Here is a 23,551-nt window from a genome sequence, read left to right as displayed (position 1 = left end):
GTCAGGTCTCAGTCGGGCCGGGAGCATACTCACCGGACCGCTTGACCACGGCCCGAGCGACGCCTGTAACGTAGACCGAGGCGTGGACATTTCCGGGCTGCGGAGGAACCGGTTCGGGCCGTTTCACGACCGCAGAACGCATTTACCGTGTGGTATCAGGGTAGCGTATAATTCGCCGACTGCGGTTTGGTTGCGGTTGCGAAACGGGGCTGCACGGGATAGCACCGGATGGTCATTGAAATCGTCGGACGAAATAGAACCGCATCGTTGCACAGTTAAATGCGCACCCCCGCACCCGCCCGGAGTGCGCGGGAGGGTCGCGCAAATCCCTGGACTTCCTGTGTTTTCGGGGCTTCCCAAAATTTTCGGTCACGCCGCGGTCGCGATTTCGTTCTTCCTGCGTTTCTTTGCCAATTCAATCGAACCAAGGTTGCGTCGTCCCATCGATCGCGTGATGTCGTCGTCATCCTCTGATCGAATGGCACGATCCTTCGCGTAGTATGCCGGGGAAGGCCATCGGCGATCGACGCCACCGACCGCCCCCGTGGGTCGGCGCGGCGCGACGACGCCCGAGAGGCAGCCCGCCCAAATCCATTCCTGGCACATCGTCGATCTCGCGTTTTCGTCGACGACCGGGGGGCGTCAGGTTCCCGGTCGTGAAAAGCATTCCGCGAGGCGGCGTACGCGTCACATCGACGACGAACAGTTCGACGTCCGACCGTCCTGGCGTCGGGGGCATTCCTCGCCGTCGGCGCCGCCGGCGCGCACGATCCCGATCCAGCCGGGCGAACGGCGCCCGGCCCGGCGGCCACGTGCAAGACCGGTTGTCGACGCCGGCCGCCACCGCGGGACCGTCCTTCCGAAAAATCCATTCCATGGGGCCGTCCGCACCACCGGTGATGGACACCATCCGATCCACGGTGGGCTAGCCCAGCCCATGCGGTGTCGCGGGACCTCTCCGGAAGATCGAGGCGCGTGCGCAGCCGCGGTCGTGACGATGCGGCCCGCCAACGGGCCCGCCGATCGCGGGGCCTCGTTTCCGATCGTGCGGGGGCCGTACATCGTCTAGGGTCCGCGACATGCGGCGATCCCGGGATTCGGTCTGGAAGGGCCATGCCTTCGTCTGGAAACGGCCCCCCGGCTGGGTGGGGGTGCTGAAGGCTTGGCTGGGACCCCGTTTCGGACCAGCCGGCATCGAGGCGCTCCGACCGGGCCTGGAGAGGGATCTCTGCTGGGATGACACGGCGTGGCTCGATCTCCTCGAAACGGCGCTCGCGGTGGACCTGGAGGACGCCGTCGACGAGCTCGCCGACGACCTGCGCCACGCGGTCCTGAGGACCTACCACGGGACCCGGACGATCGATGCCGGCATCTTCCATCGCGAAGGTCTGAAGGTCCACGATCGACGGGCGATGACGGAGCGGCTGCGCCATCTGGTCGATGCCCATGACGAACTGGCCACCCTGCGTGGCGACGCCCTCGCCAGGGCGATCGCGGAGGTCGACAACCGCACCGACGACGGTCGCCTCCATGTCGTCGCCGACGACCAGTTCCTTCTCGACCATGCCGCCCACTACCTCATCTACGGCAGCGAGTGGGTCGCGGCCGTCCTCGGCGAGGGAAACCGGCGGTTCCTCCGGACGCAGGGCGCGCCGACGCTCCTTGAGATCGATCTCCCGCTGAGGATGGCGGGGCCACGATCCCGGCAGGAATTCGCGAAGGCCATGCTCCGGGAGTGGGCACGCCTCACGTGCAACGAGGCCGATTGGAGCGCGCCCATCGACTTCGCTTTCTGCCTGCATGTGGACATCCCGCCTGCATGCGTCGTCGGGCACACGCATCCGACGGAATTCCGCGATCCGCTCGATCGACGGGCCATTTACGTTTCCGACGTCACGACCTGCATGGGGTGCGGCGGGTAAGGCGGATGGTGTGTCACCCGCATGGTCAGGGCCTCTGGGGCCGTGCCGTCCTAACCCGATCGGCGATGTGGTCATGACGGCCTTTGCGTCGGCGCGATCGCCATGGTCGCCGTGTGCTCTCGATCGTCCGTCGCCCTCCCACCGACCGACGATCGCTCCGCTCGAACGACCGCGACCCGACGGTGGGCTGCGCCCTGGATCGCCGCGTCGTCCGACGACTGGCCGGAACGATCGCGGCGTCAACGGGCCGGTATCACGTGGCGCGTCCCGCGCAGGACCGTGGGGGGCACCCGAACATACCGGGCCGCGCCGAGGTCGGCATCGTAGTCGCCGAGATGGACGTTCAGACCGTTCAGGATGCGCTCGCAGGCTTCCACCACCTTCTTACGATCCCGGATCGGGTTGCTGTGATAGAGCTCGTTGCGGGCGTCCTTAATGATCCTCATGGTGTCGTCGAAGGTTTTCCGCGCGAACGTGAAGCCGAGGTCCTTGTCCGGACAGAACATGCTCCGGGTCATCACCCAGTCCGTACCGAGGATGCCCCACAGGTCCCCGAGGCTCAGGCAGTAGTAGAACTCGTCGGTCCGGTCCGGACCGGAAATGCTGGCGAGATGGGTGGGGTTCGTGATGGCGTCCATTGCACGCCAGACGACCTTCACGAAGGCCGCGCTGACGGGAACCCCCCATATGTTGGGAAAGGCTTGTTGGGTCTTGCCGGCCAACCGGCCGTCACGGATCAGGGTCCACCAGTCCGAGCGCCCGAACTTGGCACCCGAGTGATCGGCCAGGGCCGAGCGAAGGCTGTTCTCGACGGCGAACAGGAACGGGTAGAGGGACGAGAACTCCTTGACCTTGCGCGCGTAGATCTGGTGGAGCAACCGGCGCTGGTCCGAGGCCGGCACCGACCGTCGGACCCGCGTGTTGACCCCTTCGAGGATGGCGTCGCGCAGGAGCGTCGGGTTCAGGGTCCGCATGTCCGCTTCGAGGAGGTCGATCTCCCGGGACCCGGGCGTGAACGTGAGGTACTCGCCGAGCAGCTCGCGCGTGGTCACATGGCGTTTCGATATCGACATCGGACCCTTGTACCGATCCAGGGCCCGTTCTATAACACGGTCACTCGCTCGGTGGTGGCACGTTGGTGCTGCGGGCCCATGGGACTTGCCGTGGCACCTTGAGAGTCTAAACCCCCCTGTGGAAGGCGTGGCCCTAAAGGCCGCGCCTTTTCCATGTTCGGAGCGGTCCCGGATGCGATTGGTCCCTCGGTGCCGGAGCACGCCGGCACGGGGCGACTGCACCCCAAGCCTCGTCCGGACCGTATCGCGGCCCCAGGGGTCTGTCATGGAGGGCCCCGGTCGACGGGAGCCGGGGAGGATGCCTCGAAGCCCCTCCTTGGTGCCCCCCCCCCCGAACCCGATCGGGATCGGTGATCGCGCCGAGCCGGTGGTGCGGGACCAGGGAGCCGCGGGAACGGAAAACGCCGCCCCCGAGGGGCGGCGCCGGTATCGGGATCGCCTTCTCAGGTCAGCAGGCGGTGCGGTAGGGATCCGGCTTGCGCACGGCCCGGCCGGACGGGGGGCGTTGCAGGACGCGGACCTTCTGACGGAAGGAGGGGCGGTTGCCGAAATTCGCGGCTCCGGTGTCCCGGTCCGTCGCGGCATCGAGCCGCTCGGCGGACCAGTCCTTGGCGACGGGAAGCCGACCGGGTCCGACGGCCAGCTGCTGGCTCTTCAGGTTCCGCTGCCGATAGACCTTCCAGACGGTCTTCTCGCTCACGCCGATGATGTCGGCCGTCGTCGCGACGTCGTAGCCGTCGATCATCATCCACGTGATCGCCGCGTGGCGGAAGCTGTGGGCACAAGCCTGCGGAATGCAGGCGTCGGCCATGACCTCGCGGACGGTGCCGCTGAGCCTGCCCTTGAATTCGGTGCCGTCGAGCTTGTGGACGACGTGCGTGATCCCCCTGGGCCGGTCCTTGCGTTCCCAGATCCACATCAGGATCGCGAGCTGATGCCGCATCGCCGACGAAAGCTGCGGCTTGCCATGCTCCGGGCTGTCCCCATAGCCGGCACGGTGGATGACGTTCCGCATCCGGTCGATGCAGCCACCACGGGCGTGCATCCGCCACTTCAGCCCGATGACGGCGCTGTGGCGCGTCCCGCTGTACATGCAGATCCGCAGCAGGCGCGAGACGGCCCGGCGGTGATCGACCGTGTCGGGGCGACGCCGCACGCGGATCAGCCTGCCGTCGCCGGTGACCGGATCGACGACCTCCTCCTTCAGCCAGTCGTCCGTGGCCCCGTCCCAGATGTAGCCGCGGCAGGCCTCAAGGATCCGGGCGAAGTGGTGACGGTCGATGAGGAACTCCCTCCGCGTGAAGTGCTCGGGCACCTTGATGGCGGGCATCCAGGGGATCTGGAAGAAGGCGACGTAGGCCTGGATGGCACGGCGGAGGTGGCCGACGTCGTCGCAGGCCGTCGACAGGCTCACGCGCGGGGCGTCCTCGGTCTTGGAGTACGCCCCGTGGACGTCCCTCATGCGGGCCTGGATGTACCGGGTCACGGTGACGCCGTCGAGGTCGCCGAGGGTCTTCTCGCCGAGCCGCCGCAGGAGCGTGGTCGTGCGGGTGACCATCGTCCGGTGGGCGCGCCTGCGGTGCCGGTTGGCCTGGTACAGGCACCGCTGGTCGTCGCGGTACCATTCGAGGATGACCTTCACCGAGACGTCGCGTGGCGCCACGATGCCCCTCGCGCGCGCCTCGACCGCCAGGATCGTGGTCGTCAGGAACTGCCGGGCCTCGACCTCCTGCGAGGCGGGCATACCCAGGCTGTACGGCTTGCCGCGGAAGAGCGCGTAGCAGGTGGGCTCGCCGTCGGTCAGGCGGTCCGCCCTGATCCAGATCCTCGGGGCCTTTGCCTTGCGGCCGCGCCCGCTGGCGGCGAGCGAGGCCCGGAGGAGGGCCTGCACGATGCTTTCGGAGACGATCTGACCGAGGCCTTGATTAACGTTGGACATGATTCTAGAACCCACTGGTTATGTGGCTTCAGGCCTCGGGCTTTTTCCCGCGAAGAATGCGGCCCGGGACCATCGGCACACTGAGAGAGCGCCTGTCGACCGTCCGGTCGATGGGCGTTTTTTCGTTCGTGCGCTGGGTGGGCCGACGGTGCCCCCTCAGGGGACCTTGGGCTTTCCGGCGCTCATCGCCGCGATCGCGGCCGGGGTGACCAGGAGCTTTCCGGCGACACGCACTGGTGACAGCACGCCATCGCGGATCGCGGTCCGGAGCGAGGACACGCCGAGCGGGCCATGGGGCCAGAACAGCGCCGCCGCCTCGGCCAGGGTCATGAGTTCATCGGGCCTCCAGAGTTCGGGTTCGGGTCGGTCCACAACCCGTCGTTGCCTTTGCGGCTGCTTCGTCTGCATCGCCTCCTCCTCGTATCGATGCCTGGGCTCATTGCCAAACGTAGCTTCAGGTTGCGTCGGCGATCGCCCCGCGGCTCGTTCCCGACCCGCCGATCGATGGGGCGCGGGACCGACCGATGGGAAGGTCCGCCGACATGCTTTTCGCTCTGTGGACGCAAGGAAAGAGCACGCTCTCCTGGAAGGATCGGGACACCGTTTCAAGGATCGGCGCGCCCATCCTTGGGTGCCGCCAGCTCTTTCCTTTAGGTCGCGCTCTTGCGTCGGGTGTGAACGGGTCGACGCCGGCATACCGGTTCGACGCCTTTCAAACCCAGACCGGACAACAACCATGAGTTGATCGCGGGTTTTTCGGTAACCACGCGCGTCCGATTCGATGCCTCCGACGGGGCATCAGATGCGACATCCGACCGCATCTGGTTCCGTCGGTTTTCGTAAAACAGGCCCGTTTGAGGCCTTCCGGATCGGTCGTTTCCGACGCAGTCCGACCCGAATCGTCCCTCCGACACATCGAATCGACCTTTTCGCGGACGACCGTGGACGGGCGGACGCGGCCCGTGAACGGGACGACCGTGCCGTGCCGGCGCAGGGCCAGGTGCTGCGCGAGGTGTTCGGCCTCGTCGATCACGGCGTCGCCCAGGGCCACGAGGGCCCGGCGCATCGCCCTGCGGTAGGCGTCGCCACCGAGTTCGTCGCGCAGCACCGTAGCCCTGTTCATGAACTCGGTGGCGAATTGCAGGTCGTCGTAGTCCATCACTGGGGTCCTCCGATCGCGGATTGTTCGGCTTGGGCCCGGGCGACGATGGCGCGGAAGGCGGCGCCGCCGATGGTGCGGGCCTCCATCACCGCGTCGGCGACCGCGGTGATGGTCGACCAATGGGTCCTGACCAGATCCCGCGCGTGGGCGTAAAGGCGCTGAAGGTCGGCCTCCACGGCGCGCGAGAGCGATGCGTCGACCGAGAGCACGGTGTGGAGGTTTTCGGGATCGGCGCGGTACGAGAGCCGCCCGGCCAGGCCGAGCGAGACGTGCAGCGCGGCGACCTCCCGCGTCGCGCGGGCGAGGTCGGACCGGGCGCTGCCGCCGGCGCCCGAACTGACCACCCCCGCCTGTTCCTCGGCGGCGCGGCCGGCCAGCAGGGCCATGACGATGGCCTCGTGACGGGCACGGGTCATCAGCATGCCCCGCGGCTCGTGGATGCGCGTGTGCCCTCCGCTCGTGCCCTGCGGCACGCACGAGATCGTCGTGACGGTTCCGATCCCGCACAGGTGCGCGATGACCGCGTGGGCGGCCTCATGGAGCGCACATGCGAGCAGCACCTCGACCGGCCGGTCGTCGACCGGGATCGCCTCGGCCATCAGGTCGACGAGTTGGAGCTCGCGCCCGGCCTCGCGCGCCCGGGCGCGGGCGGTCGTCACGAGGCCCATCGCCACGGCGCCGGTCTCGCCCTCGATCACCGCGGCGACGCCGGAGAGGTCGGCGCCGGGCAGGTCGTCGCCGAGGTGCTGGCGCAGGATCAGCGCCATCACGCCGGCGTCCGGCCGCTCGATGCGGATGATCCTGTTGAACCGTCCCGGGCGCACCAGGGCAGGATCGAGGTTCTCCGCGAAGTTCGTCGCCGCGATGACGATAAGGTTATTTGCAGGTCCGGTGATGGCGGAGTCGATCGATAGGAGAATATGATTGATTAGAGGGGTCCAAAAATCTCTGTTTCTATTTGAAACAGACTTTCTTGAAGGTAGAGCGTCGATTTCATCCAGGAATAGTATCGCAGGGGACTGTGAAGCCGCGAGCGCGATGACGCGATCACATTCCTTTATCATGGAATCAAGGTATCCGGAGCCGCTTGAGAACCACGAACTCACGCTTGTGCTGATAAGAGGAAGACCTGTCGAGCGCGCGAGCGATCGAACGTAGGTGGTCTTGCCAAGGCCGGGGTCGGAGGCAAGTACGACCGTGCGGTCTATGCTTTCGAAGGGCAGGGTACCACGGCGCCATGCCGCGAGGTCGGCGACGAGGCGCATGCCCCAGCCGTGGGCATCTCCATAGCCTACGGTCGTTTCAAGCAGGGGGGCCTTGGAGACGGTGGCGTCGACGCCGGCCTGCGCGGCGATGGCCTGTATCCGTCGCACGCATTGGCGCGGCGTCGAGCCCGTGCGGATGGCGGCGCAGAGGGTATCGAAGTCGGTTCCGGCGGCCAGGGCCGGCGGCAGGTTGCGCGGCCGGCGGCCGGTCGCCTGCCTGATGACCTCGGTGAGGATCGCGTTCGACGGTGACCTGACGGAGACGCGCAGGTCGGCGGCGGCCATGAGGGCGGACGGCAGGTATCGCTTCGGATCCTGCGAGACGCCGCAGATGCGGCCGCCGCGGGCAAGCTTCTCGCTGACGAGGGCGTTTTCGTACGTGGGCTTGTCCCGGACCTTGTCGGATCCGGTCCTCACGCATTGGAAATGGAAATCGGCCAGCCGCGACGCGGCATCGCGGAGCGGCGCCACGTAGCCCTCGGACGGGGCCTCGATGACGAGGGCGAGCGACCGCGAACCGGCCACGCGGCGGCGGCCGAGAGCGCCGAGCGTCTCGCACAGCAGGAGCCAGGCGAGGGTGTCGCGGGGCGACTGGAGCGGATCGGGCTCCTCCTCCGGCTCGGGGATGAAGGCGTCCTCGGGGAAGGCGAGCGGGTCGTAGGTCATGGCGTCCTCGCATGGGCGGGGACGCCGGGCGCCTCGTGGGGCCGGCTATCCTCGCGGAATGGATCGGTGGTTTCGTGGGATGTTCGGTTGGCCGATGTGTTTCACGGTAGCCTCTGGATTGGGTGCGACGATCATAAAATGCTTGCTATTGCTGTATAGCATCAATGTATTATCGGATCAAGACAATATATGTGGCGATTATACTTAGGGGATTGGCGTGGTCGGGCCGGTGGGGTCGTGCTCCTCGGGCACCTCGATGACGAGATCCGGCACGAAGCCCGTATCCTCCTCGACGTGCCCGCGCGGATTGCAGACCACGCGCGTTTCGTGGAGCACGTAATCCGAGTGCCGATGGACATGGCCATGCACCCACAGGGCAGGCCGCCGGTCGGCGATGACCTCCTCCAGGTTCGAGGCGTAGCACCAGTCGAGATGCCCCGGCGGACCGAGGCTCATCGGGCTCGGCGCATGATGGGTCACGACGACGGTCCGCTCGGGCGGGAGGGGGACGGCGGCCGCCAGGTATGGCCGGCTCGCGCGGTGCAGCCTGAGGACGTCCTCGGGCTCGATCCGGTGCCGGCTGCTCGGCCCGGTGCGGATCCTGCGAAAGTCGTTCATGCCGTCGCGGCCGCCGGCCGACCGCATCCCGTGGAGCAGGCTGAACGCGCCATGGCGAAAGTCCGTCCAGAGGGTGCACCCGACGAAATGCACGTCCCCGATCGTGACGGCGTCGTCCATCAGCAGGTGGATCCCGAGGCGATCGGCGGCGGCCCGGCCGAGGCGGACCTGGTCGGACAGGGTGTAGCGATCCTCGCCGCGGTCCCACCAGAAGTCATGGTTCCCCGGCACGTAGACGACCGGCACCCCGAGGAAACGTTCGCCGATCCATTCGAGCGAGCGCACGAGCGGAACGTGGACGTCACCGGCTATGACGACCGCGTCGAACCCACCGGCCGCCACGCTCGCGGCAGGGTCCCATGCGTTCGCCGGGATCTCTTGATGTAGGTCGCTGAAGACGAAGAGGCGCATTTTCATGCCTCCGATGACCACAGGGCTTGTGGGCCGTGGTGATGACGAGGACCGGGCACTCGCCTCGGTCGGCCCATGGGGCCTGGTTACGCGCGCCGACGGGCGCAGGCCGTTATGCGGCCTGCGGGGCTTTCGTCCGGGTACGGGCGAACGTGGTCGTCATGGGAGCCCAGGTGGGCGAGGGCGGGCCCGTGGTCAAGATGGCCGCGCGGATCATGGTTGACGGTTGGTTAACGGGAATCCCTAGACGTCACGTGGACGGTGACTCCGTCGGGAACGGGAACGCGGAACGTTCCCCATTCCCGTTCCTCGAATTTTCAGCACCGCTTAACCGAGGGTCGGCCAACCTATCCTTGGCTAGGGGGGGGCGATGACGGAGAAGGAGAGGGTCTGGAGGATCGCCGATCGGATCCTTGCGGACGGCAACGGGATGGTGACGGTGCAGGCGGTCGTCGACGCACTGGTGGGCAAGCAGCAGGGCAAGCAGCGGAAGAAGCGCGAGGTCGGCCTGGCCCGTGGGACGGTCATGCTGCACGTGCGTGAGTGGAAGGTGGAGCGCGAGTACAAGCCGCGGCTCGACCTCAGGGTGTTGCCGGAGCCGCTGCAGGCGGGCCTGACGGAGTTCGCCAAGACGGTGTGGGAGGGGGCGGTCGCCGAGGCGACGGCCCGGCTCGACGACGAGCGTCGGCTGGTGGAAGCGGAGCGCGTCGCCACCGACGACCTCCTGCAGGAAGCGGGCGCGAAGCTGGACAAGGACGCGGCGACCGGCAAGCTCCGGGACGCGGAGGTCGACCGGCTACGCGAGGATAACGCGCTGCTCCGGGCCGAGGTGGAGCGCGTTCGCCGGCGCCTGGATCACATCAGGGCCGAGGAGTTCTGGGACCGCGTGATGCGCGAGGTGTTCGCGCTCATCCCCCCTCGTGGGGTCATGACGGTGGAGGAGATCCTACCAAGGCTGCGGCAATCGACGCGCCGGGGGGCGCGGCTCCATCGCGAGCCGTTGGACGTCGAGACGCTGCGCAGGAAGATGGACGTGCGGGTCGAGCACGGGAAATTCTTCGCCAGAAACTACGACAGGACCTATCAGCGGGAGGCCCGCAACCTCGCCGCGACCGCCCACGGCGAGACGTAGGCTCGGACAAACCACTTACCACCGCGGGCTTCGATCGGGCGATGTCATCGAGCCGGCGGGTGCACGACGGTGCGATGCCGCCCGCGCATCGCCGTCGACGAACTCCATGGTCACGGGCGCGACCGAGAGGTCAGGCCACCGCCTTCTGCTGTTCCCGCACGCGCTCGACCCAGTCGCTGAGGTCCTGCACGGCCTTCAGGAGCTCCTCCGGTATGGGCGGGGCGGCGTTACGACCGGGGGCGGGATCGTGGGATTCGGTCTGGTCGCAGCACCTCTTGAAGCCCGCCGCGAAGGCCTCCACGTCGGCGGCGGTCAGGGTCGTGACCTTCAGAAGATCCTTAGTGGCGATGTAGTCGCGATGACGGTTGATGACCCCGCAGAAGGCGACCTCCTCCAGCGCCCGCTCCCAGGTGCTGCGCAGCTTGCTGTAGATGCGAGAGACCGCGATCCCGTATTCCTCGTCTTCCTGGGCATCGTACAGGATCCGGGCGGCGCGGGCTTCCTTGGCCAGGGTGTCGAGGCGCTGCCTGACCTTGGCGCCGACCCAGGGCAGCCCCGTGCTCACGATGCCCGCCCCGGCGGAGGTGTGCGAGAGCGAGACCAGGCTGATCGGCACGTGCCCATCGTCCGCGAGCACGTGGAGATCGTTGACGAAGACGAGGTCGTGCGTGAAGACGACGATCTGCCGGACCCCGCCTTCCTCGACGAGGCGCTCGGCGACCTTGCGACGCCAGAGGTGGTCGAGCGAGGACACGGGATCGTCGAAGACCAGCGTCGAGCCATGGGCGGCCGTGGCGAGCTCCGTGAGGAAGGCCGCCAGCGCCACGCAGGTCTGCTCGCCCTCGCTGAGGATCTCCCCGACCTTGGCCCTCTCGTTGGCGAACAGGCGCACCTGGTAGTGCGGGGAACCGAGCCTGCCGCCGGAACGCACGATGTCGACCCTGACCCGCCGGGCCGCGAGCTTCTGGATCTCCTCCTGGAAACGGTCGCGGACCTTCGGCGTGATGACCTCGTCGGCGATGGTGTTGCCGAGGGCGGTGATCGCGTTGGTCGTCGTCTCGGCGAGGCAGGCCTTGATGACCGCCATCGAGGAGAGACGCTCGACCTCGATCCTCGCCTTGGGCAGGAGGGTCGCCAGCAGGTCGCGATCCCGGAGTTCGTCACGCTCCGCGGCCAGGCGTGCCCGGCCCGCCGGATCCACCGCCGCCAGGAGCTCGGCCGCGTAGGCCTCGGTATCGGCCGCCGCGCGCGTCAACATGGAGACGATGCCGTCGGATGCCTGGCGTGGCGCCATGATGCGTCCGTCGCGGATCGCCTTCAGGCAGGTCCAGCGCCGTAGCCGTGCCGTCGCCAGGTCGCGGCGCAAGGCGGCCGCGACCTCCGGATGGGTGATGCCGAGCCGTCGGCCGAGCGCGAAACCCGACATGCGGATCGACACACCCGCGAGGTTCCCCGCGGCGTCCTCGTATGCCGTCTCGGCCCGGCGGGCCTGGCGCTCGCTGTCGGCCTTGACGAAGTCCTCGAACGACACCTTCAGGTCCCCGGCCTCCGCCGAGATGGGCTGGTGGCAGAGCACGCACAGGGCATCGCCGTCCGTTCGGGGAAAGCCGTGATCGACGTAGGCGACGTGCTCGGAGTAGTGCCGCGCCGCATCCCAGAGCGCGCGCCAGGTCGCCTCCCCGACGCCGCGGAGGGCGGTTCCGCCGAAGGCTCGCTCGGCGGCCAGCGTGGCGGCGCCGCGCTGGGCCCGTGCTTCCCCTGCGAGGGTCACCAGGCGCTCCAGGGTGGCATCGTCCGTGGCGAGCATGACCTTGCCGACGTCATCCGCGAGGCGCTTCAGCGACCTCGCGAGCTCCGTTTGTTCCGCCGATGCTCGGACGGGTTCGCGGGCGAGGTCCGTGTCGAGGCGACGGAGCCTCGCCCGCTCGTCGTCGGACAGCACGGCGAGTTGATCCAAGGCCGCGAGGTCTGTGGCCGGCGACAGCGAGCCGAGAAATCCGCCGGCGACCGTGGCGGCCCCGAAGGCCGGCTTCGCGAAGGCCTCGTCCCTGCACCGTTCGAGCGCCGCCTGTTCCGCGCCCAACGTCGTTTTCAACGACTGGCACGCCCCGGCGAGCTCGTCCGGGATGTCGAGCCCGAACGGCCTGAACGCGACCTCGTTCCTCTCTCGGACATGGACTAGGCCGCAATCGCGGTCGAAGACGCTGATCGAGGCGAGGGTCGGGTGGGGTGACACGGCGTCGGTCCAGACCACGGCGGGTACCGCCGATCCGCCAACCAGGCATCCGATCGTGGCGGATCCGGCGGCGGCGACGGTCTCGAACGCGTTCGGGAGGATCCGGCCGGGGAAGCGCGAGCGGCATGCCCGCTTGAGGATGCGGGCGTACCCGGACTTGCCCACCCCGTTGTCGCCGTACACGACGGTGATCCCGTCGACCCGGAAGGGGAGCTCCTGGCCGGGCGCGAGCTTGTTGACCCCGACGACGTCTCGGATCGAGGTCAGCGCCACCGTCTCGCCCGCGGCCGCGGCGCCGGGGACATGGTCCGCGGACAACGGCACCACCGTGGCATCAATACCGGGGGATCCGCAGCCCTTCTTGCAGAGCAGCGCCAGCTCGCCGAGGTCATCGGCGTCGAGGGTCCCGTTGGCCACGATCCGACGCAGGGCGTCGCGCTGCCATTGTGGTCGGTCCAGCGACCACCGCAGGATTATCTCGAAGACCGAACCGGTCGTAGCCATCGATAGCCGTCCCCCGCGCCCGCGGGAAGCTTAGCAGGCGCTGCCATGGGGGGCTAATGGCGGTCCCGGCGTCACCGCCGGAAGCATCGTCGCGTCAGGTGCTCGGCCTAACCGGATCCGGTTCGTTTCGCCCTCTCCACATCCTGCCAGTACATCGGCGGGTGGGCGGCCTCTGCCTTGGCGAGCCATTCCCCGCGACGCCGGAGCTCGGCCCTGGTGGCGCGGTAGCCCATCCCGAACATCGCGCCGGCCCACGGGATCCAGCCCTTGTACTCCTCGTTCCACCAGTAGCCGTCGCGGAACAGGTGCCGACCGCCGTCGATGGTGTCGATCTCGATGCGCCCGTCGGGGTGGCAGCGCATCGCGGTGAAGGTGTCACGGATGATCTGGCGCATCCGGGTCCGGCCCATGAAGCTCTCCTCATCGGCGGCCTTGATCTCCGGCTCGGTCGTCGCGGCGGCCCTGTTCCGGGTGAGCCTGATGAGCTCGCCGACGGCCTCGACGCGCTCGTCCAAGGCGTTCGTCGCCTTGAGGGCGGTCAGCGTCGCCGAGATATCGACGATCTCCCGGTCGAGCCTCGCTTGCTCGGCGGCGATCTCACGCAAGGGTTCGTCGGCGTATTCCATGAACTCCCGGAATTTCCGGACGATCGCCGAGCCGCGCTCCTTGAGCTCCGCCCGCATGGCGACCTTGGTGCGCAGGAGATCGTCGAGGCGTGCGGCCTCGCCCTTCGAGCCGCCGGACAGGTCGAGGGTGACGAGCCAGCTCAGGATGGCGTTCTGGTTATCGTCGTAGGGGATCCGATAGGTGTTCGTGCAGTTGCCCGAGCGTTCCCCCGAGCAACGCAGGACCGGCGTCGACCGGGGCCCGCGATCCCTGTAGTTCATCAGCCTGCCGCAGTCCGCGCACGTCGCGACCATGCCGAACAGGTTCGAGATCACGGTGCCCTGCCGGCCGCCGGCGTTGGGTGCCTTGCCCATGCGGCGCTTGTCCGCCACCGCCCTAGCCCGGGCCCAGAGCTCCTCGTCGATGACCCGGGGGTAGTAGTCGAGGACGGGCTCCCCGACTGGCACGCGCCGGGAGACCCGGACGCCGTTCACCTCCTCGAAGGCGAGCTTGTGCGGCTGAAACTCGCCGATGAGCGCCCTGTTGTCGGTCACCTTCTGGACGGTGCCGCCGTGCCACTGGTGGCCCTTCCCCCAGCAATGGGTGTCCGGGTCTGGATCCTTGTTCAGGAATTCGGCGATCCGGTCGCGGCCATGGCCGTCGGCGAGCCAGCCCATGATCCGCCTGACCACATCGACCCGTTTCGGGTTCTCGATGAATTTGTCGTCGACGAGGTTGAGCCACCCGGGGACCCGCTTGGTCAGCTTGCGGGTGCCGATCGTCCTGCGCTTCTCCTCCCAGGTCTTCTGCAACCGGATCGACTTCATCCGGGATTCCTCATGCCCGCGCATGAGGGTCATGACCGAGAACATGAAGTTGGCCTGGCTCGCCTGGTCGTCCGGCTCGTTGCGGTAGACCATTCGGTCGGTGAGCGAGACGACGATGATCCCCGCGTTCACGAGAGCCAGCAGCATCATCTGCGCCGTCGTGACCTGCGTCCGCGTGAAGCGGTCGAGGCTCTCCATCAGCAGGTAGGACCCCTTGGGCACGAGGCCGTCGTCAACCGCCTTCTGGAAGGCGGCGAGCTTGCCGGGCCCACCCCTGGCGGCGTTCGCTCCGGTGTAGCCCGAGACCCCGATGTCGTGCAGCTTCAGGGTGTCGTCGAGCGTGAGGTGGGGGTTCTCCCTGAGGTAGTCCTCACGCATCTCGACCTGTCGCCGAAATCCGTCCCGGTACCGCGTGCGGTCGTCGTGGTTGGCCTGCCGTTTCGAGCTCAGGCGGATGTAGGAATAGGCCCGCGCCGGAGGCGGCGGCTTCTTGGCGGTCTCATGTCCCATGGCGACGTCCAGGCTTTCTGTTCGAACCTGCGTACGCCAAAAGCCGGCCTAGTCAAACCTACGTTGTCTCGATCTCGGGCCTCCACATGGTACTGGCCGCTGGCGTGGTGTTCTGGCTGGTGCGGGCTTTCCTCGCATTGATCCCCCACTGCGCCGTGTTCTGGCCGATCAAGAAGATCGCGGCCGGCTTCGCCATGGTGGGGGTGAGCGGCTATTGCGCCTTCTCGGGCTGGGACATCGCCGCCGAGCGCTCGCTGATCATGACCCTGATCATGCTGGGCGCGATCCTCGCGGACCGACCCGCCCTGTCGATGCGCAACCTCGCAGTGGCCGCCCTGATCGCCCTGGCCCGCGAACCGGAAGGGCTGCTCGGCCCGAGCTTCCAGATGTCGTTCGGCGCGGTGGCCGGGTTGATCGCCTGTGCGCGGTTGATCGACGGGCGCCTGTTCGTGCGGCCCGGGGCGGGGCGAATCGGACGGCTCGTCGGGACCGGCCTCTCGGGGATCGTCGGCACCCTGGCCACGACCCTGGTGGCGCAGATCGCCACCGCCCCCTTCGCCACCTACCATTTCCAGACGGTCCAGCCCTTCGGCCTTATCGGTAACGCGCTGACCCTGCCGCTCGTCTCGCTGGTGGTGATGCCCTCGGCCGTGATCGGGTGCCTTGCCTATCCCTTCGCCCTCGACCGGCCGGTCTGGTGGCTGATGGGGCAGGCGGTGGGCGGTATGCTGGCGATCTCGCATTGGATCGCCGGGTTCGAGCGGGCCAGCGTGGTGGTGCCGGCCTTCGGCACCGGGGCTCTCGCCGCCCTCACGACAGCGCTGCTCCTGGCGACGCTACCGGTTTCGCAGATCCGCTGGCTTGCCCTGCCGCCCATCCTGCTCGGTCTCGGCCTGATGGTCCACCCGGAGCACCACGATCTCTATGTCGACCGGCAGGGCTGGGGTGCCGCGGTCCGTGGCCCGGATGGACAGCTCGCGATCCTCGGCAGCCCTTCGGGCTTCGTGCTGGAGCAGTGGCTGAAGGCGGATGGCGACGGGCGGCGGCTCGACCGCGGCTCCGGCGCGGCGCCCGGCGGTCGCTGCGACCGGCTCGGCTGTACCGCGCTTCTCCCGGACGGACGGGCCGTCGCCCTGGTCCGCGACCGGCGCGCCTTCCCAGAGGATTGCGCCCGGGCCACGGTGCTGATCACGAGCCTCACGGCGCCGCCAAACTGCGCGGGGCCTCTGGTGATCGACCGCCGGGTGCTAGCCACGCACGGGGCAGTCGCTCTGCGTGCTGTTGGAAACGGGTTTACCGTACGCAGCGCCCACGGTGACGACCGGTCCGCCCCCTGGCGTCCGAGGCCTGCACATACGAATCTCGAACCGACGGCGGATCCCCCCATCGCGGCGGCCGGCGGCATGGCGCAGCCCGAAACGCTGCAGGCCCCGGCGGCGGACGTCGCGATCGACGCCCCCGACGAACCCCTTCAGTAGCGGCGAACGAGGCTCACCAGCCGCCCCTGGATCTGGACCCGATCGGGGCCCAGAACGCGCGTTTCGTAGGCCGGGTTGGCGGCCTCCAAGGCGATCGAAGAGCCGCGGCGGCGCAGGCGCTTGAGCGTCGCCTCCTCGTCGTCGATCAGCGCCACGATGATGTCGCCGGTATTGGCGGTGTCCTGCTTGCGGATCACCACGAGGTCGCCGTCGAGGATCCCTGCTTCGACCATCGAATCGCCGCGCACCTCCAGGGCGTAGTGCTCGCCGCCCGCGAGGAAGTCCGGCGAGAGCGTGATGGCATGGCTCTGGTTCTGGATCGCCGAGACCGGCGTCCCGGCCGCGATCCGACCCATGACGGGGATCGAGATGGCCCGGCCGGAATCGTCGATCATCCGTGCGCTCGCCTGCATGGGAGGCGTCGCCGGCTGTCGGGACTTTCCGCCCTCAACCACGCTCGGGGTGAAGCGGCGCGGCTCCGGAGTGGGTGCCGCCGCCTGCGCCATGCTTTCGGGGATGCGGATCACCTCGATGGCGCGCGCCCGATTCGGCAGCCGGCGCAGGAAGCCGCGCTCCTCCAAGGCCGTGATCAGCCGGTGGATGCCCGATTTCGACTTGAGATCGAGCGCATCCTTCATCTCGTCGAAGGAGGGGGGAACGCCGCATTCCTGAACGCGGCTCTGGATGAACCGCAGGAGGTCAAGCTGCTTGCGCGTGAGCATCGACGGGGGCCTCGCGGCTTTGCGGACCGCCCCGGGGCGGCCTCTGAAACAAATCGCGAACAGGTTAAACGTTCCGCAAGTGTTCTGCAAGCACGTTATGGCCACGCTGTGGGGCGGCGAAGCCGATTTGGCGGGGAGTCTGTGATCGCTGATTGGCGAAGCGGTCGAAAAACCGAGCTCTTCAAGACACTTAGGCGGCACTGATTGGGAACCCTCCTGGGTCTCAGATCAAATCGCCAGTTTCAGGTAACCTTTTGGCCACGCTGGGTGTTTTGGTAACCCTCGTGGAAGCATCGGGCTGATTGGTAAACCTATTCGTCAACCTTGCCAGCCCCACGGCCGCGCCGACCTCTTAGATCTCGGCGGCCCATACGCCCTCCATCCTTTCGTTGAAGCCACTCCCGCCGGAAGCGCTCGTATTGCTCGCTCGTGAGAGTTGTCACGAGATCGAGGATGCGAAGCCTCTCTTCGTATGCCGCCTGCTCATCGTGGGTAAGCGGACGCCCCGCGCGAGCCAGCATAGGAGGTTCAATCAGGTTCGCACGTTCCAATGCTTTTGCGAGAGCGTCATAGAGGTCGTTTTCACGGAGATAGAAATCACCGTGCATCAAATATTCCGGCTCAATGCCGATGAAGGCGCAGACGTTCAGCAGAAAGTCTGCGGGCATCCGGGTCTCACCGCCCACGTAGTTCTGAACCGACCTGTATGGAACGCCAAGATGCTCGCTGATAGTGCGCAGCGACACCTTCTTCGCCTTGATGACCTCTCGAAGCGACCGAACCAGCGCATCTTCGTCTAGCGGCGTTGACATACGCTTGTTTAAGCGCAATCCTGTGCAGCATGCACCGGATCAAGCGCGCTCTCCCTGTTGCCATCATAGGGTCCACGGATCTGTACAGAGCCGTGAGAGCGGGCTTCGTCGCCCAAGGCACCACTCTCAATCAGTGGTGTATCGGGAAGGGCGTTAATAGACAAACAGTCGATAAGGCTTTGAAGGGTGAGCGCTTCAGCAAGCGCAGCCGTGCGCTGATCGACGAAGCGATAAAAGATGCCCTCGGAGAGCAAGAGTTCGCGCTGTGACTGAGCACGTCAGCGCAAGCACCGTTGCTCCGCTAGTCGGGATTTCCAGGCAAGCTTTTCACAAGATATGCCGGAATTTCTATCGCGGACGCCGCGAAACGTGGCGCGGCACGATCTTAGCCGTTCGCCAGTCATATGGCCGGGGCGGTCATTCCGGCGTCCGCTACGAAATACGCGTCGACAGCCTCCCTCCTGAGCTTCAGCTCCGCATTCAAACCGCCCAAACGCCTGTTGAAGGCTCTTTGAACTCCTCTGCAAAGGCCGTCCAAGCGGCCGAGTGGTGGGCCTATTTCCTTCGTCCTGCACTGGCTTATCCGAAAGGCTCGCGCGAGCGCCGGTCGGCGATCAAGGCGCTGGCTGGCGTTGAGGTGTGCGGTCCGAACGGGCGCTGGTTCTCACCGAGCCTGCGCGACATCGAGCGCAAGGTCAGCAAGGCGACGGCTGGCGGTATCCGCGGCCTCGTGCGCAAGCGCCGCGAGGTGAAGCCGGAGAGCCTACCGATCATCACCCGTCGCTGGGATGCCGCGACCGTTGCCCTGGACGATGACACCCGCGAGCGGATCGCCGGGACGATCCAGCGGTACATCCGCGCCCTCTGGGGCAACGGCACTAGCTACAGCGGCGTCGTGCGCCTCGCATCCGAGCGCCTGGCCGAGCTGACGGCCCAGGCGGGCATCGGAGACTACGAAGCCAACCTGTCGGCTTGCCAGCTCCCGAAGCACGTCATCGAGGCCGGCCGGGATGCTCGTCGCGTCCACGAATACCGCACCAACGCGAAGGAATGGGACAACGCCCGGCCGCGGGTGCGGCTCACCTCTGCCGGTCTCGCGCCCATGGAGGTGGTCTACGGCGACGTGCACCACTTCGATGTGTACGTGCGGCGGCAGGATGGCTCACTCGCCACGCCCAAGGGCATCGCTTGGCTCGATGCCGCGAACCGCCGCCTGCGCCTGGACCTGGTGCTGTGCGAGCCAGGCACTGCCGTCCGCAACGCCGATCTAATCCGCAGCTTCGTCGCCATGACCCAGGATCCGCACTGGGGCATGCCGGCTCACCTCTACCTCGACAACGGCTCGGAATACGCCTTCGCCGATTTCGTGCGCGACGCCATCAAGCTCACCAATCTCGACTGCCGGTCGGGGCAGGGCGGCGGGATCACGAGGGCGGCGCCTTACAATGCAGCGGCCAAAGGCATTCTGGAGGGCTCGTTCCGGGTCCTGGAGCAGAAGATCCTGGCTCCGGTGAAAGGCTACATCGGCGGCGACCGGATGAAGACCCGCTCGGGCAACCTCGGGCGCGCACCAGATCCCTTCGACGGAACCTTCGATGAGTTCTGCGCCCGGTTCGAGGGGCTGCTGGCTTACTACAACAGCGACCCTCAGAAGGGCGATTTGCGCGGCCTGTCGCCGGCCGTCTCCTATGGGCGCGCCGTCAAAGAGGGCTGGCAGCGCACTGATGCGGACGCCGATGCGCTGCTGATGGCCTTCTCCACCGAGGGCACGCGCATCGTTACGGACGGCAAGATCCGGTTCGATGGCGGCGTGTACTTCTGTGACCAGCTCGCGGGTCTGAGCGGCCAGCGTGTGCGCGTGCAGTTGCCGAAGTTCGTCACCTGGGATGCCGTCCCGGTGCTGACGATGCAGGGCGCGCTGATCGGCATCGCCCGCCCAGATCCTGTCTATGCCCGGCTTGACCCACGCGGTGCGCGCGAGGCCGCGCGGCGCAAGGGGCTAGCACTGGCCGACATCGCCGCCGCTGCGAGCGAGATCGATGATCTCGACGTGCCCGCGGAGATGATCGCGTCCGCTGCCCGTCAGCCGGCACCGCCCGTGCCGGAGAGCAAGGGCACGATCGGCCTCGCGTCCACGATGGCCGAGATGGGCCGGCAGGTCCTGGAGAACCCGGTCGATCGCAAGAAGCGCGAGCGCGCGGAGAAAGAGGCGAAGATCCACGCCGCCCTTGCTCGCACGCAGATGCTGAGGGGGAAACCATGAGCGAGCTGCGCCCTTGGGCTGGGCTCGACCCAAACGATCCCGCTGATCGTGAGATGCTGGAGCGGATGCACGCCGAGCACGAGCGGCGGGACCGCGAGGCTGTCGAAGCCTTCCTGCGCGAGAGGGCTGAGCGAGAGGCTGAGAAGGTGCGCGCGGCCGCCGAGGCCGAGCGGCGGGCTGCGATCGAAGCGCGGCGGCGAGAGCAGGGCATCTGGGAGACGCCCTTCGTCTCTACCTCGGCGGCCAACCTCATCCACGGTGCGATCGACCGCTGCCTGCGCTTCGGCCAGAACGCCCTGATCATCGGCTCGCCCGGCGTCGGCAAAACACGCGCCCTGGAGGAAGCGGTGCGCCGTTCCAGCACCCTTGAGGGGCCGTCTGTCGGGCTCGTCACCGTGTCGAGCGTGATGGGCGCCTCGACCATGGCGGTGTTCGAAGAGGTCGCACCGCACCTCGGCGTGCGCCCGGCCTACAGCATCGCTGCAACCCTCAAGCGCCTGTGCCGGGAAGCGTGCTTCGCGCCCGTCATGCTGTTCGATGAGGCGCAGAACCTCACGCTACGCTCGGCGCGCGAGTTGCTCACCATCAGCGAACAGGCGCGCATTCAGATGGTCTTCGTGGGCAACGACGAAGTGATCAAGCTCGTCAGCTCCAGCCAAGCCGCCATCCAGCAGATCGCCCGCCGCCTCCCGATCCGGGAGGAGATCGACTGCATCCTGGAGACGGACGCGGACCTGATCGCCAGCCGCTACGAGGTGGAGGGCATGGACGCGTTCCGGCTGTGCCGGGATCTCGCCAGCGCTCGCCACGCGGACGGCCTCGGCAAGGTGCTGCCGGTGGCTCGCGCCCTCGCGCGTGAGCGGCACAGCAAAATGGTCCACGCCGTCGACATCCGGGCGGCCCTCATGACCTTCCCGCATTTCCAGCGCGACCTTGAGGGGCCGAGAGCTTCGCCCGCCCCACAGGTCAAACGCCAGAGCAGCCTCAAACGCCTGCCCCGGAAGCGCTGATCCCCTTTCGTTGCGTACCCCGAGTTGGGGCCAACCCGGCCGGTCACCCCAGAGACGAGGCAAGCATCATGGCAGCCCAAGCATCCCCCATCGCGGCGGATCCGACGCCGCGCATCCCGCGATCCATGCGGGTAGATCCTACCGGACGCGTCGTTCTGCCACAGGTCCCGGACGATCTGCTCCAGCGCTGGCGGGACGATCGTGCAGCGCTGGAAGCCGAGACGAGGATCCTGGCCGCACGGATCGGCGAGCTGCGCCGCCTCGTGAGCGACAGTTATATGGTCGGCCACAACCTGCGCGGCCTCGTCTACCTCTTCGAAAAGGCAGTGGTGGAGGACGGACCAGATAGCCCGCTCACCACGGCCTCGCACATCGTCATCGATTGCCTGCGCTCGATGGCTGCGCGCCTGGAGGCATTGGACGAACAGGCTGAGGCCACGCGCGATGTTGGAGGTGCGCGGTGATCCGGCCCGCACAACTCAAGCTCCTGGACCGCGCCCGCGCGGCGGCCTTGCCCGAAGCGGCCGACTTCACCGAGGTGCTGCGCCACTACGGCGGTGCTGACCGGATCGAGGATCTCACCGCCGCCGGGCTCGACAGACTGCTGGACCACCTCACCGTGACCGGCTTCCGCTCACGCCAGCGGCCGATCATTTCGGCCCGTGCCCGCAAACTGATTGAGGAAGCCGCGCGCCAGCTCGGCCTCACGCCGCACGTCCACGCGGCAGACCTGCGCGGCCATGGCGGCGTCGCCGATCTGCGCGATCTCGTCGGCCGCGGGCTGCTCGATCTGCTGGCGCGATGGGAGCGGCGCGGCCTGGACGTGGTCGCCTTCAATGCCGCTCGCCGCGAGATCTCGCCCGCGCAGCTCCGGCTGCTCCAAGTCGCTCGCAAGCGCGTCGAGATGGTGGAGCGGCGCTGGCACGCCATCCTTCAGGACTTCGGCGGCGTCGTCTCGGCGGCCGACCTCGACCGGCGCGGCGTCGATCTGATCATGGCCTTCCTGGAGGCCGAGGGCTTCGATCGCGCGCAGGTCGTACCGGCCGCGCCCGTTTTCGGCCGCCGGGCGGGCTTCGCCTCGCCCGAACAGGTGGATCTGATCCGCACGCTTTGGCGCGAGTGGACCAGTCCGACTGCCGAGAGCGAGGCGGGTGTTGAAGCCGGCTTGAACACCTGGCTGGATCGCTACCACGGCGCATCCTCGCTGCGCTTCCTGACCTCGGCCGGAGCCGGGAAGGTCATCACGGCCCTGAAAACCATGAAGGCCCGCAAGGGCAAGCGGGAGGCGAGCCATGCTTGAGACCACGCCCGAGGCCGCGATCGGCGGCTACGTCTCCGTCGAGCTGGCCGCGAAGGTGGCCGGGATCACGTGCAACGACATGCAGCAGATCGCCGTCGCCTTCGCGAAGGGCCGCGAGGAGCCGTGGTTCGGCGCTGTCCTAGAGGTGCGGACAGCGAAGGTGCTTGGCCGCCGGCAAGCGGGACATCCGCGTGTCGAGCCTGCCAGGAGCGATGCGCGATGCACTCGACGGCAATGCCTTCCGCTTCCTTCTGGCGGCCGAGCAGGCCGAGCTAGGCGCGGAGGTTGGCCCGCAGGACTTCCTGCTGCTGCACCGCGCGGTGCAGAGTGGGCTGTGCCACGAGGCGGTGTTCGTGCCCATGTTCGCCGCGTTCCTCGACGGTGGGCCGCTTCTTCGGGTTTCACGCGCCCGCTTCGACGCGGTGATGGACTGCTATTACGGCTGGGGCTTCCGCGATCCGCGCCTGCCGGGCGTGTCGGCCGACTATCGTGAGTTCCTGGACCGGAGCCGCCGCCAGCTCGGGATGAGCGACCGGTACTATGCCGCCGTCCTAGCCGAGTTGGCCGGCGTCGATCGGCCGGACTGGATCGATGGCGCTGGGTTCGTTCGCGTGGCCAGCTACCTGATCCGGCTCGGCCTGCCATGGAGCCTGCCGGACAGGGAACTAATGGACCGGCATTCGGTCGGCGCGATCCACGAGGCGCGGTACCAGCTCGGCATCGGTCAGATCGACCACCAGAACAACATGGTGGCGATCGGCGGCGGCGTGAGCCGCACGCGTTCCCTCGACGTCCCGGGCTTCAACCGGCTCCAAGCCGCGCACATGGCCAACGGTTACATCATGCGCAACTCGCCGCCGCGCGTTCCGGGCGTGGCCGGCTACATCACACAGCCGCAGGTGAACCTGATTTGGCGGCTATGGTGCGACCGTGGCGGCGACGACAGGCCCGAGGCGCTGGACAACTGGCTTGGCTACGCGGGCGGCATCGCGACGCTGACGGTCGCCGGGGCCGGCCGGCTGATTGATGAGCTGCTGGAGCCGGTGTTGCGACAACGCCTCGTTTGAACAGCGCGCGCCGATCTGTTTCTCATCC

18 protein-coding genes and 1 pseudogene are annotated in these 23,551 nt (G+C 67.6%); 9 read left to right on the top strand and 10 right to left on the bottom strand.

The annotated features are described in order from the left end of the window. Nucleotides 1-1,079 precede the first annotated feature (1,079 nt). Nucleotides 1,080-1,922 carry a hypothetical protein gene (locus MKK63_RS25250; RefSeq protein ID WP_244006559.1) on the top strand — a complete coding sequence of 281 codons (843 nt, stop codon included), beginning with the start codon at nt 1,080-1,082 and terminating at the stop codon, nt 1,920-1,922. A gap of 239 nt (nt 1,923-2,161) precedes the next feature. On the opposite strand, the gene MKK63_RS25245 is transcribed toward MKK63_RS25250, so the two are convergent. The 6 genes from MKK63_RS25245 to MKK63_RS25220 form a co-directional block, all read right to left on the bottom strand. Further along, nucleotides 2,162-2,995, bottom strand: coding sequence for a hypothetical protein (locus tag MKK63_RS25245; RefSeq protein ID WP_244006558.1), 834 nt, complete (start codon nt 2,993-2,995; stop codon nt 2,162-2,164). Between the two features lie 448 nt (nt 2,996-3,443). Continuing rightward, nucleotides 3,444-4,934 carry a hypothetical protein gene (locus MKK63_RS25240; protein ID WP_244006557.1) on the bottom strand — a complete coding sequence of 497 codons (1,491 nt, stop codon included), beginning with the start codon at nt 4,932-4,934 and terminating at the stop codon, nt 3,444-3,446. A 156-nt stretch (nt 4,935-5,090) separates the two neighbouring features. After that, the gene (locus MKK63_RS25235) at nt 5,091-5,264 is read right to left on the bottom strand and encodes a hypothetical protein (RefSeq protein WP_243911137.1); all 174 of its coding nucleotides are present in this window, start codon (nt 5,262-5,264) and stop codon (nt 5,091-5,093) included. A 382-nt stretch (nt 5,265-5,646) separates the two neighbouring features. Then, nucleotides 5,647-6,093 (bottom strand): hypothetical protein, encoded by a 447-nt coding sequence (locus tag MKK63_RS25230; protein ID WP_244006556.1) that lies wholly within the window; start codon nt 6,091-6,093, stop codon nt 5,647-5,649. Beyond that, entirely contained in the window at nt 6,093-8,027 is a 1,935-nt protein-coding gene (locus MKK63_RS25225; protein ID WP_244006555.1) for an AAA family ATPase, read from the bottom strand. The genes MKK63_RS25230 and MKK63_RS25225 overlap by 1 nt, the downstream gene beginning before the upstream one ends. 204 nt (nt 8,028-8,231) lie before the next feature. Then, a complete protein-coding gene (locus tag MKK63_RS25220) occupies nt 8,232-9,056 on the bottom strand; it encodes a metallophosphoesterase (RefSeq protein WP_244006554.1) in 825 nt (274 codons plus the stop codon). Between the two features lie 370 nt (nt 9,057-9,426). Between MKK63_RS25220 and MKK63_RS25215 the strand changes: the two genes are divergently transcribed. Then, the gene (locus MKK63_RS25215; RefSeq protein WP_244006552.1) at nt 9,427-10,188 is read left to right on the top strand and encodes a DNA-binding protein; all 762 of its coding nucleotides are present in this window, start codon (nt 9,427-9,429) and stop codon (nt 10,186-10,188) included. Nucleotides 10,189-10,318: 130 nt separating this feature from the next. Here MKK63_RS25215 and MKK63_RS25210 read toward each other — a convergent pair whose 3' ends face one another. Then, a complete protein-coding gene (locus MKK63_RS25210; RefSeq protein ID WP_244006549.1) occupies nt 10,319-12,928 on the bottom strand; it encodes an AAA family ATPase in 2,610 nt (869 codons plus the stop codon). Between the two features lie 107 nt (nt 12,929-13,035). Further along, nucleotides 13,036-14,871 carry a recombinase family protein gene (locus MKK63_RS25205; protein WP_244006546.1) on the bottom strand — a complete coding sequence of 612 codons (1,836 nt, stop codon included), beginning with the start codon at nt 14,869-14,871 and terminating at the stop codon, nt 13,036-13,038. Between the two features lie 59 nt (nt 14,872-14,930). Between MKK63_RS25205 and MKK63_RS25200 the strand changes: the two are divergent. Beyond that, nucleotides 14,931-16,349: pseudogene (locus tag MKK63_RS25200) on the top strand (ComEC/Rec2 family competence protein); the annotation flags it as partial. On the opposite strand, the gene lexA reads toward MKK63_RS25200, so the two are convergent. Beyond that, the gene (lexA, locus tag MKK63_RS25195; RefSeq protein WP_244006544.1) at nt 16,343-17,071 is read right to left on the bottom strand and encodes a transcriptional repressor LexA; all 729 of its coding nucleotides are present in this window, start codon (nt 17,069-17,071) and stop codon (nt 16,343-16,345) included. The pseudogene MKK63_RS25200 and the gene lexA sit on opposite strands and share 7 nt — an antisense overlap. A 311-nt stretch (nt 17,072-17,382) precedes the next feature. Continuing rightward, nucleotides 17,383-17,817, bottom strand: a complete 435-nt coding sequence (locus MKK63_RS25190; RefSeq protein ID WP_244006542.1) for a hypothetical protein — start codon at nt 17,815-17,817, stop codon at nt 17,383-17,385. A 158-nt stretch (nt 17,818-17,975) separates the two neighbouring features. Between MKK63_RS25190 and MKK63_RS25185 the strand changes: the two genes are divergently transcribed. The 6 genes from MKK63_RS25185 (at nt 17,976) to MKK63_RS25160 (ending at nt 23,523) form a co-directional block, all read left to right on the top strand. Continuing rightward, nucleotides 17,976-18,152, top strand: coding sequence for a hypothetical protein (locus MKK63_RS25185; RefSeq protein ID WP_244006539.1), 177 nt, complete (start codon nt 17,976-17,978; stop codon nt 18,150-18,152). Further along, a complete protein-coding gene (locus MKK63_RS32060; RefSeq protein ID WP_244006538.1) occupies nt 18,149-20,146 on the top strand; it encodes a Mu transposase C-terminal domain-containing protein in 1,998 nt (665 codons plus the stop codon). Before MKK63_RS25185 ends, MKK63_RS32060 begins: the two co-directional genes overlap by 4 nt. Next, entirely contained in the window at nt 20,143-21,156 is a 1,014-nt protein-coding gene (locus MKK63_RS25175; RefSeq protein ID WP_244006537.1) for an ATP-binding protein, read from the top strand. The genes MKK63_RS32060 and MKK63_RS25175 overlap by 4 nt, the downstream gene beginning before the upstream one ends. Before the next feature lie 68 nt (nt 21,157-21,224). Further along, nucleotides 21,225-21,620, top strand: a complete 396-nt coding sequence (locus tag MKK63_RS25170) for a hypothetical protein (protein ID WP_244006536.1) — start codon at nt 21,225-21,227, stop codon at nt 21,618-21,620. Next, entirely contained in the window at nt 21,617-22,456 is an 840-nt protein-coding gene (locus tag MKK63_RS32055; protein WP_244006535.1) for a regulatory protein GemA, read from the top strand. The genes MKK63_RS25170 and MKK63_RS32055 overlap by 4 nt, the downstream gene beginning before the upstream one ends. 164 nt (nt 22,457-22,620) lie before the next feature. Next, the gene (locus MKK63_RS25160; protein ID WP_244006534.1) at nt 22,621-23,523 is read left to right on the top strand and encodes a hypothetical protein; all 903 of its coding nucleotides are present in this window, start codon (nt 22,621-22,623) and stop codon (nt 23,521-23,523) included. The last annotated feature ends 28 nt before the right edge of the window (nt 23,524-23,551 follow it).

The sequence above is a fragment of the Methylobacterium sp. J-088 genome (assembly GCF_022829295.1).
In the GTDB taxonomy this organism is placed as follows: domain Bacteria; phylum Pseudomonadota; class Alphaproteobacteria; order Rhizobiales; family Beijerinckiaceae; genus Methylobacterium.
The sequence above is the reverse complement of the archived record's forward strand: the minus strand, read 5'-3'. Positions and strand labels throughout refer to the sequence as shown.